The sequence below is a fragment of the Streptosporangium sp. 'caverna' genome, from assembly GCF_003203775.1.
GTDB lineage: Bacteria > Actinomycetota > Actinomycetes > Streptosporangiales > Streptosporangiaceae > Streptosporangium > Streptosporangium subroseum.
This window is the reverse complement of the sequence record NZ_CP029711.1, coordinates 376,032-389,414: the sequence shown is the minus strand read 5'-3', so window position 1 is coordinate 389,414 and position 13,383 is coordinate 376,032. Positions and strand designations below refer to the sequence as shown.

Genomic DNA, 13,383 nt, shown 5'->3' with positions numbered 1-13,383 from the left:
CGCTAACAGGGCACCGTTCCCTGAGGGAACCCTCTCGCTTAAACTGAACCCATGCAGCGAACCCGATTCGGCGACATGGCCTGCTCGATCGCCCGCACGATGGATGTCATCGGCGAGCCGTGGTCGCCGCTGATCCTGCGCAACATCTACGTAGGAATTACCCGTTTCGAGCAGATCCAGCAGGGTTTGGGCATCTCACGCAAGGTGCTCGCCGAGCGGCTCAGATGGCTGGTCGAGAACGGCGTGCTGGAGCGGCAGGAGTATTCGAGCCGGCCCCCGCGCCACGAGTACACGCTCACCACCAAGGGCCTGGAGCTCTGCGACCTGCTGCTGGTGATGGTGCGCTGGGGTGACCGGTGGACGGCGGGCGAGGCCGGTCCACCGGTGCTCTACCGGCACCACGCCTGCGGCGAGATCAGCCACGTCGAGCTGCACTGCTCGGTGTGTGACCGGCCGATGCACGCCACCGACATCGACGTGCTGCCCGGCCCCGGAGCGGAGGCCGAGACGGCCCCCGCCTGAACCTCGCCCACGGTCACTTGTGGCCAGGCTCTCCCCGGTGTCCGCGGCCGTCGTCGCCCTGGCCGACCTCGGCTTGATCAGGTCATGGCAGTGCACGGCAACCGTGTCGAGTCAGCTCTTCGGCCCGAACCTGGCGGGATAGCTGGATGCCTGGTCCGGCGGTACGGCAGCGCACCGCGCCCCCTTGGCGGGCACGGTGAGCGACACCAGGTAGCGGTCGAACGCGCTGGTGACGCATTCTCCCCGGCCGTAGATGTGGTGGCCCCAGCCTTCGTAGGTGAGGAGCCTGGCCTCGCGGCCGATCTGCCGCGCGGTACTCACCGCCCACGGGTATCCGGTGGCAGGGTCGTGGAGAGCGTTGACGAGCAGCAGCGTCAGGGGCGCATCAACGTGCAGGCGACGCTGCGGGTTTGGGATCGGGGTGGGCTGGCCCAGGCAGTTGACGGTCAGCGACATCGCCCTAGGGCCGTAGCGCATGTCCGGCGCGATCTTGGCCGCGGTGCGCAGGTAGCTGTAGTACTCGCGGTAGTCGTGGATCGGCAGATCGAAGTCCTGGCACATGATCTGGACGGTGTTGTTGTACGTCTCCTCCGCCGGTGCGGGGGCCGCCGGCATCAGTTGCGGGGTCGCGGTGCTGGTGTCGATCGCCACCAGCACCTCCGCCAGTTCTTTCCAGTAGGGCCCGTAGAAAGCGCCGATCACCTCGTTTTCGAGGGTCATCCGAGGAAGCGGCGTGTCGGGCTGGCCGGGCATGTGCAACTCGCCCCGGTCGGCGCGGGCCCGCAGCTTCCCCCAGAACGCGCGAACGTCCTGGCCGTGCAGTGCGCAGGCGGTGTCCTTGGCGCACCAGGTGACGAACTCGTCGAAGGAGTCCTGGGCGGTCCACGCCACGGCCTTCAGGAACGCGGTGGTGTCGAGGCTGTGGTCCAAGTTGCTGTCGAGGGCCAGGGCGCGTACTCGGTGGGGGAAGCGTTCGGCGTACTGCTGGCCGAGCAGGGTGCCATGCGACAGGCCGTAGTAGGTGAGCTTGTCGTCGCCGAGGGCGGCACGCAAGGCGTCCAGGTCGCGGACAACGCTACCGGTGTCGACGTGGTCGAACAGCGGCCCCGTACGGGCTCGACAGTCCTGCCTGACCTGCTCGTTGTAGGCCAGCCACCGGTCGAAGTCGGCCTGGCTGCGCATGATGACCTCAGGCGCTTGTCCGGCGAGGGCCACCGAGCACAGGATCGGATGGCTGCGTCCGACGCCGCGCGGGTCGAACCCGACGATGTCGAAGCGGCTGGTGAGCTCCGAGGTGAAGCCGAACGTCTCCTCGAACACGGCGCGGACGCCGGAGCTGCCCGGCCCGCCGGGGTTGACGACAAGGGAACCGATCCTGGCGGCCGGGTCGGTGGCCTTGCGGCGGGCGAGCGCCAGCTCGAACGTCTCGCCCGTCGGGGCGTTCCAGTCCACGGGCAAGGTCAGTGTGCCGCACTCGACGGCGGAGTTCTCCGCGCATGGCGTCCACGTGATCGCGGCGGAAGCCGCTGGTGGGGCGATGGCCGAGGCCGCAGCCGTGGGTGGTGCGGCGAGCAGGGGGAGAAGGAGCGCGAGCAGGACGCCGATCAGAACGGGTTTTCGCACGAAGGGTCCTTACGGGTCTGGGAGTAGGCCATCCGGCAAGCTCCTGGTTGATGGCTGCCGCGGGTGAGCGCCGTCGGTGTGGACCAGGGTTCGACGTCAGCGCTCAAGATCGGGTGTTCCTGGCCGGCGGGCGGGGTTCAGGTGGGGGCGAGGAGTTGCCGGGCATCGCCTCGCAGGGCAGTGATGGCCGCCATCAGGCCGGCGAGCGCGACGGCGCACAGTGTCAGGGCTTGGCGCAGGTCGGTCGCGGGGGTGGAGGGCAGGCCGGTGGCGGTCAAGGTGGTGGCGGGGGTGGATGCCATGCGTTCATCGCACCGCAAGGCCCCGCCTGCGGTCACTACAGGTATGTCGAGGGCCGAGGTAGGCAAAAGCCCACTCGGAAGAGTCCGGGCACCCTCACTGCCCGAAGATCCCGCGATGCGTAGCCTCTCCAGACATGTACCACTCTGCCGCACTGGCCGCGTTACGAAATTCCCCCGTCCGGTTCTGGTTCACCCGCTGGCCCTGGACGTCGCTGGCGTATCTGGCGATAGGCGCCATACTCTGGATCTTCACCTTGCCGGCCTTCACGTTCATCGGCACCATCCCCTACTGGGCGCGCTGGATCGCCACCGCCGAACGCCGCCGGGTGCGGCTGGCCGGGTTCCGGCCGATCCCCGGCCGCCCGCCGGGAGCCGGGATCCCCGGCCTGCAGGAGCCGCTGCTGTGGCGTGAGATCGCGTTCGCGCTGGCGCACATGCTGATCGGTTTGTTCTCCTTCGTCGCCCTGATCACAGGCACCGTCTTGGTCTTCGCGGCGATCGTGGCGGTGTTCGTACTGGCGGGCATGGACACGCCGCTGATACAGAACCCCTCACAAGCGCCGCTCCTGGTGCTGGTGGGGCTGCTGATCGTGGTCGCCTCGCCGTACGCCGTGACGCTGTTGGCCTACGTCCAGGGGGCGCTGGCCACGGCGTTGCTCTCGCCCCGAGCCGAGGAACTGCAGACGCAGGTGGCATCGCTGGCCAGGGCCAACATCGCCGAGCTCGACCGGTTCGAGGGCGAGCGGCAGCGGATCGAACGCGACCTGCACGACGGCACCCAGCAGCACCTGGCCACCTCGGCGATGCGCCTGGGCATGCTCGAACTGGATGTGCGCGAGACGTTCCCGCCGGGGCCGGAGCAGGACTCGGCGCTGGAGTCGCTGGAGGCGGTCCGGCGGGAGACCGAGCTGGCGCTGGACACGTTGCGCGACGTCGTGCACGGGCTGCGGCCGCGCACGCTGATCGACGACGGGCTCGGCGCCGCCCTGCGCGAGCTGGCACGGCGCGTGCCCATCAACGCCACGGTCGACGCCGAGGGCGTCGGGCGCTTCGCCCTGCCGGTGGAGTCGTCGCTGTACTACATCGCCAGCGAGGCCGTCACCAACGCGATCAAGCACGCGACGCCGGACCACATTCACATCGAGCTGGCAGCGACGTTCGACCGGATCATGCTGACGGTGTCCGACGACGGCCTCGGCGGCGCGAACTCGGCGCACGGCACCGGGATGGTCGGCATGTACGAACGGACCTCCCTGTTGTCCGGCGAGCTCATCGTCGACAGCCCACCGGGCGGGCCGACCAGGATCATCGCCGACATCCCGCGCCCGTACTGATCACATGTCACACAATGGCACCATGCGTGTAGTGATAGCCGAAGATGCGGCCCTGATGCGGGAAGGTCTGACCGCCCTGCTGCAACGCTTCGGCCACCAGGTCGTGCACGCGGCCGAAGACGCCGACGAGTTGCTGCTGGCCGTCTCCGACCACCGTCCCGACGTCGTGATCACCGATGTGCGGATGCCCCCGCGTAACCTCGACGACGGTCTGCGGGCCGCGCTGGCGATCCGCGCCGAGCATCCGGGGATCGGCATCCTGGTGCTGTCGCAGTATCTCGGTGACGCCTACGCGGCCAAACTGATCGCCGAGCCCGCGAACGGGCCTCGCGGCGGCGGCGCCGGCTATCTCCTCAAGGACCGTGTCGGCAGGGTCACCGACTTCATGCACTCCCTCGACGTCATCGCGGGCGGCGGTATCGTCATCGACCCCAAGGTCGTCGGGCACCTGATGTCCTCCGGGCGCCCTCACGCGCTCGACACGCTCAGTGAGCGTGAACGCGAGGTCCTGGGCCGGATGGCGACCGGGGAGAGCAACGCCCACATCGCCGCGGGCCTGCACATTACCGAGGGCGCGGTCGTCAAGCACATCGGCAACATCTTCGCCAAGCTCGGTCTCCAGGCCCAAGACGGCAACCGGCGCGTTCTGGCGGTCCTCACCTATCTCCAGGCGGCCCGGCCGGAAGATCCCTAGATGATCGATTCCACGGGGTTCAGCGGTCCCTGCCGTTGAAGCATCCGATCCGACGCAAGGTTCGGATGCCCTGGTGCCTTCACCGCGCCGCTGGTGGCACACGGCTGCGACGTCGCCGATGACCCCGGGCATCGGCGGTGCGAAGGCGCCGGCCCTCGACCGGCTCTCCCACGTCGATCAGACCTACCTGCGTCCGGCCACCTACCGGTGAGCCGGCCGGCGATGAGTTGCGGTTGCCTTCGCCCGCAGATATGAGCCCACCGCCCTGAGGATCTCCATGGCGCCGGGGTGGACACCGGCGCCGTCCTGCGGGTCACCGAACTCGGGGAGACTGGTCGGGTGCGTTCCGACTGGTACGACCTGCCCGTCCGTCATGTCCTGCCCGAGCTGACCGAGGCTCTGGACCGGCGTGGCGTCGCCGTGCTCACCGCCCCTCCGGGCACCGGCAAGACCACCCTCGTCCCGCTCGCGCTGGCCGGGCTCCTCGACGGGTCCGCGCCGAAGCGGGTGATCGTGGCCGAGCCCCGGCGGATGGCCGTACGGGCCGCGGCGAAGCGGATGGCCTGGCTGCTGGAGTCGAAGGTGGGCGACGAGGTCGGGTTCTCGATCCGCGGTGAGCGCAGGACCGGCGCGAAGACCCTCGTCGAGGTCGTCACCACCGGTGTCCTCCTCCAGCGGCTCCAGCGTGATCCCGAGCTCGACGGCGTGGACGTGGTCCTGCTGGACGAATGCCACGAACGTCATCTGGACGCCGACACCGCCCTGGCCTTCCTCCTCGACGTCCGCGCCACCCTCCGTCCCGACCTGCGGATCATCGCCACCTCCGCCACCGCCGACGCCACCCCCTGGGCCCGGCTACTCGGCTCCGGCGACGCCACTCCCCCGACCCGTCACCCGGGTTCCGGCGACGCCGCCGCCCGGGACCGCCCGGCGGACTCCGGTACCTCGGACGATCCCGACGGCCCCGCGCCGATCGTGCACGCCTCCGGCACCATGCACCCGGTCACGCCGATCTGGGCTCCGCCCACCAGACCCGTGACCCCTCCCCACGGCCTGCGGGTGGACCCGGCCTTCCTGTCTCACGTCGCCGACCTCGTACGGCGTGCGCTGGCCGAGCACGAGGGGGACGTGCTGTGCTTCCTGCCGGGGGTCGGCGAGATCGGCCGGGTGGCCGCGATGCTTTCCGGCGTCGAGGTCCTCCAGGTCCACGGCCAGGCACCGGCTCACGTCCAGGACGCGGTCCTGTCCCCCTCCGCGGAGCGGAGAGTGGTGCTCGCCACCTCGGTCGCCGAGTCGAGCCTGACCGTGCCGGGCGTCCGGATCGTGGTCGACTCGGGGCTCGCCCGCGAGCCCCGCACCGACCACGCCCGCGGCCTCGGCTCGCTGACCACCGTCCGCGCGTCCAAGGCCTCGGCCACCCAGCGCGCCGGGCGGGCGGGCCGCGAGGCACCGGGCGTGGTGTATCGATGCTGGTCACAGGCCGAGCACGACCGCCTCTCCGAGCACGCCCAGCCCGAGATCGCCCTCGCCGACCTGACCGGCTTCGCCCTGCAGGCCGCCTGCTGGGGCGACCCGGCCGCCACCGGACTGGCCCTGCTCGACCCGCCTCCGCCCGCCGCGATGGACGCCGCCCAGCGGACCCTGTACGCCCTGGGCGCCCTCGGCTCGCCCGACGGCTCCCACTCCCCTGGCCTCGCGTACTCCTCGGACCCCTCGCGCTCCTCGGATCCCGCGCATTCCTCGGGCTCCCCGAGCGGCCCGCGCTCTCCAGGCGCCCGGTACGGCCGGATCACCGCCCGAGGCCGCCGGATGGCCGGCGTCGGAGTCCATCCCCGCCTGGCCCGGGCCCTGATCGACGTCGGCCCCCGGGCCGCCGAGGTCGTGGCGTTGCTGTCGGAGCAACTTCCCAGGGACGCGAGCGACGACCTGGTCGCGGTCTGGCGGTCCGCCCGGCAGGGCGGTGGCAGTGGTGGCGGCGGGTTCTCCGCCCGGTGGCGCCAGGAGACGGAACGGCTGGCCCGGGCCGTCCCCCGCAAGGACCGGCAGAGCCCTCCCGGCGAGAACGGCGCCTCCGTGCCGCCCGGCTGGGGTGCGGGATCGGGGCCGAGTGACGACGCCGTGGCCGGACTGGTCGTGGCGCTGGCCTACCCCGAACGGGTGGCCCGGCGCAGAGGCGGGTCCTATCTGATGGCGTCGGGAACCGCCGCCGAGCTGCCGGGGGGCTCGCGGCTGGGGACGGCGGAGTGGCTGGCCGTGGCGGTCGCGGACCGCCCGACCGGGGCCGCGTCCGCCCGCGTCAGGCAGGCGGTGGTGATCGACGAGGAGATCGCCAGGTTCGCCGCCGCCCCCCTCCACAGCAGCGGGCAGGAGGTCGGCTGGCGAGTCCCGCCGGGCGAACGACGCGGTGACGTCTCGGCGCGCCGGGTGGAACGGCTGGGCGCGATCGAGCTGTCCGCCTCCCGGCTTCGCGACGCCGACGTCCGCCCTGCCATCCTGGACGGCCTGCGCAGCGAGGGTCTGTCGATCCTGCGCTGGACGCCCGAGGCCGTCGCCCTGCGCGAACGCCTGGCCTTCTGCCACCGTACGCTCGGCGACCCGTGGCCCGCGACGGACGACGGCGCGCTGATCGACGCCGCCGACCGGTGGCTGGAGCCCGAGCTGTCCCGCGCCCACCGCCGCTCCGACCTGGAGCGCCTCAACGTGTCCTCCGCCCTGCACCGTCTGGTCCCGTGGAGCGTCCGCCTGGCGGACACCGCCCCCGAACGGATCGAGGTGCCGAGCGGGTCGCGGATCAGGGTCGACTACTCCGGCGACCAGCCGGTCCTGGCGGCCAAGCTCCAGGAGCTGTTCGGCTGGGCCGAGGCCCCTCGCATCGCCGGGGTCCCCCTGGTGATCCACCTGCTCTCCCCCGCGGGCCGTCCGGCGGCCGTCACCGCCGACCTGGCCTCCTTCTGGCGCGAGGGCTACCGCGCGGTCCGCGCCGAACTCCGCGGCCGCTATCCCAGGCATCCCTGGCCGGAGGATCCCCTGTCCGCCGTCGCCACCCGCCGCATCAACCCCCGCCGCTGACCCCCGGCGCTCCTCCGAACCCCCTGCCGGCGGCCCGTCACCCTTCTGCCCCAAACGCTCCCCCGACCCCATCCCGACGCCCTGCCCCCTTCTCCCCACGTGCTCCTCCGACTCCATCCCGGTACCCCGCCACCCGTTTCCCGGCGCTCCTCCGACCCCATCCCGGTACTGGTCGGGGCTTCTCTCTCCGCCGAGAGCTTCATCCGGCGTTCCTGCGAGCCTTCTCTCCACGCCCTCCGAGCCCCCATGGCTCTGGCGGTATGTCCGACCGCGCGCTATCGTAGTGATATCACTTCGATATCAAAGGCAGGGACTCATGGAACGACGTGCTTTCCGTACAAGTGGATTCGCCGTCCTGGCCGGGCTCGTGCTGCTCGGAGCCGTTCTGGCCGTGGTCACCATGTCGATGGGGACAACGCCGCAGACCATCGCCGCGATCGCGTGGATCGTCGTCACGCTGTTCGTGTTCACCGGGTTCGCGGTGATCAACCCGAACGAGGCGAGGGTCGTCCAGTTCCTCGGCCGCTACGTCGGGTCGGTGGACCGGGCGGGCTTCCAGTGGCTGCTGCCGTTCACCAGCAAGCAGTCGATCTCCCTGCGGGTGCGCAACTTCGAGACGGCCAAGCTCAAGGTGAACGACGCCGACGGCAACCCCGTGGAGATCGCGGCGGTCGTCGTCTACAAGGTGATCGACAGCGCCAAGGCCGCGTTCTCCGTGGACCACTACGAGCAGTACGTGGCGATCCAGTCCGAGGCCGCGGTCAGGCACCTGGCCACCACCCACCCCTATGACGCCCACGACGAGAGCCGCACCAGCCTGCGCGACGGCGCCGAGGTGGCAGCCGAGCTCACCGTCGAACTGAGCGACCGCACCACGCTGGCCGGGGTGGAGGTGCTGGAGGCGCGGATCACCCACCTCGCCTACGCGCCGGAGATCGCCCAGGCGATGCTGGTCCGACAGCAGGCCACCCAGGTCGTCGCGGCGCGCACACAGATCGTCGCCGGTGCGGTAGGCATGGTTCAGCTCGCACTGACCCGGCTGCGTGAGGAGAACGTGGTGGAACTCGACGAGGAGCGCAAAGCCCAGATGGTGTCCAACCTTCTGGTCGTCCTGTGCGGCGATCGGGCAACGCAGCCGGTGATCAACACCGGCAGCATCTATGGCTGAGCGGAAGAAGATCCTGCTCAGGCTCGACCCCGCCGTCTACGAGGCGGTCGCCAAGTGGGCGGCCGACGACCTGAGGAGCGTCAACGCGCAGCTGGAGTACGCACTGCGCCTGGCGCTCAGGGGCGCGGGCCGCGACCCCCGACAGGTTGAGCGCGATAACGCGGACGAGCCGGACAAGTCATCTGATTGAGACGTGGGAAGCTTCCCCTTCCGCATTTGCCGGACCACACTCGGTTCATGTCGTGGGTTGGAGTGTCCGCAACGGAAATCGCGGAGGCCGTGCGACGGGGGAAGGTCACCGCGCCCGTGGTCGTCGAGGAGCACCTCGACGCGATCGCCGTGCGCGACGGGCGTATCGGGGCCTTCCGCAAGGTCCGCGTCGAGCAGGCGCTGGCCGAGGCGCGGGCCTTACAGGGCCGGGAGGATCTGGCCGGGCTGCCGCTCGCCGGGGTGCCGATCGCGATCAAGGACAACGTCGCGATCCGGGGCGAGGCGTCACGCAACGGCTCCGCGGCGACGCCGGACGCGCCGGCGGCCGATGACCATCCGGTGGTGGCCAGGCTCAGGGCGGCGGGCGCCGTGGTCGTCGGAATCACCAACGTATCGGAGCTCTGCCTGGCCGGATTCTCCGACAGCGTGTACGGCACGGCACGCAACCCATGGGACCTCGGGCGCACTCCGGGCGGGTCGTCCGGGGGGAGCGCGGCGGCCGTGGCCGCGGGAATGGTGCCGCTGGCCCACGGCAACGACGCGCTCGGCTCGCTGCGCATCCCCGCCGCCTGCTGCGGAGTCGTCTCGATCAAGCCCGGCCAGGATGTGGTCCCGCCGCCCGAGCACGACTGGTACGGGATGGCGGAGAACGGCCCGCTGGCCACGACCGTGGCCGACCTCGCCCTGGCCCTGGCCGTCATGGCGGGAGACATGTCCCTGGCGACGCCCGGCGAGATCGAGTCCCTCGGGGTGGGCAGCGCCATCGACGACTACCCCGGCGGGCTGGTCCCCTCGGAGCCGATGAAGCTGCGGATCGCGGTGGCGCCGATGCCGCTGCCGCCCGGATTCACGGTGGACGCCGAGTTCCAGAGGGCGGTGATCCAGGCGGCGGACGCCTTCGGCGCCGCGGGACACACCATGGTGGACCAGGGTGAGCGGCTGCCCACGTGGCTCGGCACCGCCACGGTCGCCACCTGGTTCGCGTGCGCGAGGAAGAACGGGGCGGGGCTCAACCCGCGCAAGCTGGAACGCCGTACCAGGTCCCTCGCGAAGGCCGGCCGGCGGCTCGCCAGGCTCGGGATGGACGGCGCGGCGGGCCGCGACCGCTGGCGCGCCTACGGGGCCGACCAGTGGTTCGGCAACGCCGACGTGCTCATCACCCCGACGCTCGCCGCCCTCCCCCCGGCCGCGGAGCGCTGGGGCCGCCGCGGGCTCCTGGCGAACGTCCGCGTCAACCTGACGTACGCCCCGGTGACCGGAGCCTGGAACATGGCCGGCTGGCCCGCCATGAGCATTCCGTACGGCCGGCACTCCAGCGGCCTGCCCATCGGCGTCCAGCTCATCGCCGCCCCGGGGGGTGAGTCCCAGCTCCTGGCCCTCGCCGGACAGCTGGAGGCCGCCCACCCCTGGCTCCGCCACGCCCCCCTCGACTGAAACGCCCCGAATTGGTGCGCAATAGTCCAATTTGATACTCTCGGTTCGTGCGACTGACGAAGTTCACGGACCTGGCCCTGCGAGTCATCATGCGCCTGGCCGTGATGGAGCGGGGAGAGACCCTCACCACCCGGCAGGTGGCCGAGGCGATGGCCGTTCCCTACACGCACACCGCCAAGACCATCGCCCGGCTTCAGCACCTCGGGGTGGTGGAGGCCCGCCGGGGAAACGGCGGCGGCCTGGAGCTGACCGGTTTCGGCCATACGGCGTCACTGGGCTGGCTGGTCCGCGAACTGGAGGGCGAGGAGGAGGTCGTCACCTGCGAGGGCGAGACCCCGTGCCCACTGCGGGCCGCCTGCCGCCTGCGCGGCGCGCTGCGCAACGCGCAGCAGGCCTTCTACGCCTCGATGGACCCGCTCACCGTTGACGACCTGGTCGCCTCGCCGACCGGGCCCGTCCTGCTCAGCCTCGGGTGATCGACCGGCATGCGGCCGGTCGATGACGCACGAGTTCAAACATGAAGATCATTTACCAATTTGGGGGCTGTTGTGCTTTCTCCGGAATCGACCACGATCGTCCGTGCCACGTTGCCCGTGGTCGGCGGCGCCATCGAGACCATCAGCGCGCGTTTCTACGCGTCGATGTTCGCCGACAATCCCGAGCTTGAGCGAAACCTGTTCAACCGGGGCAACCAGGCCAACGGCGAGCAGCGCAGCGCGCTCGCCGGATCGATCGCCGCCTTCGCCACGCTCCTGGTGACGCGCCCCGACGAGCGGCCGGACGCGATGCTCTCCCGGATCGCCAACAAGCACGCCTCGCTCGGCATCGCCCCCGAGCAGTACGTAGTGGTCCACAAATACCTTTTCGGCGCCATCGCCGAGGTGCTCGGCGACGCCGTCACCCCCGAGGTCGCGCAGGCCTGGGACGAGGTCTACTGGCTGATGGCCAACGCGCTGATCGCCCTGGAGGCCAGGCTCCTCAGCAACACGGTCGAGGGCTGGCTCCAGGCGACCGTGCTCCAGCGGCAAGAGCAGAGCGCGGACGCGCTCTCCTTCACGCTGCGGCCGTCGGTCCCGATGTCCTTCACGCCCGGCCAGTACATCAGTGTCGCGGTCACGCTGCCCGACGGCGCGCGGCAGATCCGGCAGTACAGCCTGTCGTCCGCCCCCGAGCGGGACGACTGGCGGATCACCGTCAAACGGGTGCGCGGCGGCGACACCCCGGAGGGCGAGGTGTCCAACTGGCTGCACGCGAACGTCCAGGTCGGGGACGTGCTGACGATCTCCGCGCCGTTCGGAGACCTGGTCCTTCCGCCGGGTGACACCCCGCTGCTCCTCGCCTCGGCCGGCATCGGCGCCACTCCCATCCTGTCGATGGTCGAGCACCTCGCCGCCACCGGCTCCGCCCGTCAGGTCACCGTCGTCCACGCCGACCGCGCCCCGGCGGACCACGCCCACCGGGAGGAGCTCAAGCAGCTGGTCGACGACCTGCCCGGCGCCGCCCTGCACCGGTGGTACGAGACGCCCTGCGAGTGCTCCTGCTCTCCGGCGCCCAACGTCGGCACCGTCGACCTGACTCGGATCGATCTGCCCGACCGGCTGGTGGCCTACCTCTGCGGGCCGCTGCCGTTCATGCGCGGCGTCCGCTCCCAGCTGCTCCGTCGCGGCGTGCCCGCCTCCGACATCCACTACGAGGTGTTCGGCCCCGACCTCTGGCTCGGAAGGGACTGACCGCGCGAGGCGCCGCCGTACCGGCACCGGCGGTTCGCGCACCGGTACCGGTCGAGACGGTCAGGGCTCCAGCGGTTCGCACACCGGTACCGGTTGGAGCGGTCGGGCACCGGCGACTCGCACGCTGATACCGGTCGAGACGGTCAGGCACCGGCGTTTCACACGCCGGCGCCGGTTGGAGCGGTCGGGCACCGGCGGTTCACACGCCGGTGCCCGTGGGGACGGTCAGGCGCCGGTGGGGTGCCAGACGGTCTTGGTCTCCAGGAAGGCCGTCAGGCGCCTGGTGCCGGGGTCGGCGGACCAGTCGGCCCCGGTGGGACGGAAGACCCGCTTGAGGTTCTCCGCCGCCGCCTCCTCGCACGTGATCGCCAGGTTCTCGTCGCCGACCCCGGTGAGGTCGAGGGCGTTGACGTCCATGTGCGCGGCCAGCCAGGGGGCGATCTCCTTCACCGAACCGGTGAGGATGTTGACCACCCCCGCGGGCAGGTCGGAGGTGGCCAGCACCTCGGCCAGGGTGATCGACGGCAGGGGCGCCCGCTCGCTGGCGATCACGACGCAGGTGTTGCCCGTGACGATCACGGGGGCGATCACCGAGATGAGCCCGAGCAGCGGCTCGTCGGGGGCGACCACCGCGACCACGCCGGTCGGCTCCGGCGAGGAGATGTTGAAGTACGGCCCGGCGACCGGGTTGGTGGACCCGGTAACCGCGGCGATCTTGTCCGCCCAGCCCGCGTACCAGACCAGCCGGTCGACGGCCGCGTCCACGACCTCCCCGGCCTTCTTCGTCCCGCTCTCCGAAAGCTCCGCGACGAACTGGGCCCTGCGGCTCTCCAGCATCTCGGCGATGCGGTAGAGGATCTGCCCCCGGTTGTACGGGGTCGCGCCGGACCAGCCTCCGAACGCCTTGCGCGCGGCGGTCACCGCGTCGCGGGCGTCCTTGCGGGAGGCCTTGGACGCGTTGGCCAGGAAGTCGCCCTTGGAGGAGGTCACGACGTAGGACCTTCCGCTCTCCGAACGCGGGAACGCCCCGCCGATGTACAGCTTGTACGTCTTGCGCACGGCCAGCCGTACGGAATCGTGGCTCTGAGCACGCTCGCCCGGACCTTCGGCGGCCCGTTCCGCGCTCGCTCGCGCCCGGCTCGGCCTCTCCGTCTTACTCATTTCCCGGCCCTCTCCACATGCTTTCCTGCTCTGCCAGCCGTGCCGGAACGAAGATCTGACCGCAACGGCTCACGCCGCACCGGTGGGCGAACCAGCCCCGCAGCCTCGGACGCCCGGCGCGGGCGAAGTCGTGGCC

At 71.0% G+C, this 13,383-nt stretch carries 13 protein-coding genes; 10 read left to right on the top strand and 3 right to left on the bottom strand.

The features are described from left to right. The first annotated feature begins 51 nt into the window (after positions 1-51). Complete coding sequence (locus DKM19_RS01875; protein ID WP_110694206.1) at positions 52-522, top strand: helix-turn-helix domain-containing protein; 471 nt, start codon at positions 52-54, stop codon at positions 520-522. Positions 523-633: 111 nt separating this feature from the next. Here the strand turns inward: DKM19_RS01875 and DKM19_RS01870 are convergent, their stop codons facing one another. Both DKM19_RS01870 and DKM19_RS49220 read right to left on the bottom strand, forming a co-directional pair. Next, positions 634-2,145, bottom strand: coding sequence for an alpha/beta hydrolase (locus DKM19_RS01870; protein ID WP_204358619.1), 1,512 nt, complete (start codon positions 2,143-2,145; stop codon positions 634-636). 137 nt (positions 2,146-2,282) lie between these two features. Further along, complete coding sequence (locus DKM19_RS49220) at positions 2,283-2,447, bottom strand: hypothetical protein (RefSeq protein WP_162641206.1); 165 nt, start codon at positions 2,445-2,447, stop codon at positions 2,283-2,285. 134 nt (positions 2,448-2,581) lie between these two features. On the opposite strand from DKM19_RS49220, the gene DKM19_RS01865 reads away from it, so the two are divergent. From DKM19_RS01865 to DKM19_RS01830, 9 genes are all read left to right on the top strand, one after another. Continuing rightward, positions 2,582-3,781 (top strand): sensor domain-containing protein, encoded by a 1,200-nt coding sequence (locus DKM19_RS01865; RefSeq protein WP_110694205.1) that lies wholly within the window; start codon positions 2,582-2,584, stop codon positions 3,779-3,781. Positions 3,782-3,803: 22 nt separating this feature from the next. Continuing rightward, entirely contained in the window at positions 3,804-4,475 is a 672-nt protein-coding gene (locus tag DKM19_RS01860) for a response regulator transcription factor (protein WP_204358618.1), read from the top strand. A 73-nt stretch (positions 4,476-4,548) separates the two neighbouring features. Beyond that, positions 4,549-4,686, top strand: a complete 138-nt coding sequence (locus DKM19_RS49215) for a hypothetical protein (RefSeq protein WP_162641204.1) — start codon at positions 4,549-4,551, stop codon at positions 4,684-4,686. A 128-nt stretch (positions 4,687-4,814) separates the two neighbouring features. After that, positions 4,815-7,544: an ATP-dependent RNA helicase gene (locus DKM19_RS01855; RefSeq protein WP_110705422.1), complete on the top strand. Its 2,730-nt coding sequence runs from the start codon at positions 4,815-4,817 to the stop codon at positions 7,542-7,544. 316 nt (positions 7,545-7,860) lie between these two features. Further along, positions 7,861-8,712: an SPFH domain-containing protein gene (locus DKM19_RS01850; protein ID WP_110694203.1), complete on the top strand. Its 852-nt coding sequence runs from the start codon at positions 7,861-7,863 to the stop codon at positions 8,710-8,712. Further along, the gene (locus DKM19_RS01845; RefSeq protein WP_089210651.1) at positions 8,705-8,902 is read left to right on the top strand and encodes a hypothetical protein; all 198 of its coding nucleotides are present in this window, start codon (positions 8,705-8,707) and stop codon (positions 8,900-8,902) included. The genes DKM19_RS01850 and DKM19_RS01845 overlap by 8 nt, the downstream gene beginning before the upstream one ends. 62 nt (positions 8,903-8,964) lie before the next feature. Then, on the top strand, positions 8,965-10,356 hold the full coding sequence (locus tag DKM19_RS01840; RefSeq protein WP_239514040.1) for an amidase: 1,392 nt from the start codon (positions 8,965-8,967) through the stop codon (positions 10,354-10,356). A gap of 47 nt (positions 10,357-10,403) precedes the next feature. Continuing rightward, positions 10,404-10,832: an Rrf2 family transcriptional regulator gene (locus tag DKM19_RS01835; RefSeq protein WP_110694202.1), complete on the top strand. Its 429-nt coding sequence runs from the start codon at positions 10,404-10,406 to the stop codon at positions 10,830-10,832. A gap of 72 nt (positions 10,833-10,904) precedes the next feature. Further along, positions 10,905-12,086 (top strand): globin domain-containing protein, encoded by a 1,182-nt coding sequence (locus DKM19_RS01830; RefSeq protein ID WP_110694201.1) that lies wholly within the window; start codon positions 10,905-10,907, stop codon positions 12,084-12,086. A 225-nt stretch (positions 12,087-12,311) separates the two neighbouring features. Here DKM19_RS01830 and DKM19_RS01825 read toward each other — a convergent pair whose 3' ends face one another. Beyond that, positions 12,312-13,247, bottom strand: coding sequence for an aldehyde dehydrogenase (locus DKM19_RS01825; RefSeq protein ID WP_239514039.1), 936 nt, complete (start codon positions 13,245-13,247; stop codon positions 12,312-12,314). Between the last annotated feature and the right edge of the window lie 136 nt (positions 13,248-13,383).

Coding starts and splice junctions, on each gene's coding strand:
- DKM19_RS01875 (WP_110694206.1), top strand. CDS start 52: ATGCAGCGAACCCGATTCGGCGACATGGCCTGCTCGATCGCCCGCACG.
- DKM19_RS49220 (WP_162641206.1), bottom strand. CDS start 2,447: ATGGCATCCACCCCCGCCACCACCTTGACCGCCACCGGCCTGCCCTCC.
- DKM19_RS01865 (WP_110694205.1), top strand. CDS start 2,582: ATGTACCACTCTGCCGCACTGGCCGCGTTACGAAATTCCCCCGTCCGG.
- DKM19_RS01860 (WP_204358618.1), top strand. CDS start 3,804: ATGCGTGTAGTGATAGCCGAAGATGCGGCCCTGATGCGGGAAGGTCTG.
- DKM19_RS01850 (WP_110694203.1), top strand. CDS start 7,861: ATGGAACGACGTGCTTTCCGTACAAGTGGATTCGCCGTCCTGGCCGGG.
- DKM19_RS01845 (WP_089210651.1), top strand. CDS start 8,705: ATGGCTGAGCGGAAGAAGATCCTGCTCAGGCTCGACCCCGCCGTCTAC.
- DKM19_RS01825 (WP_239514039.1), bottom strand. CDS start 13,247: ATGAGTAAGACGGAGAGGCCGAGCCGGGCGCGAGCGAGCGCGGAACGG.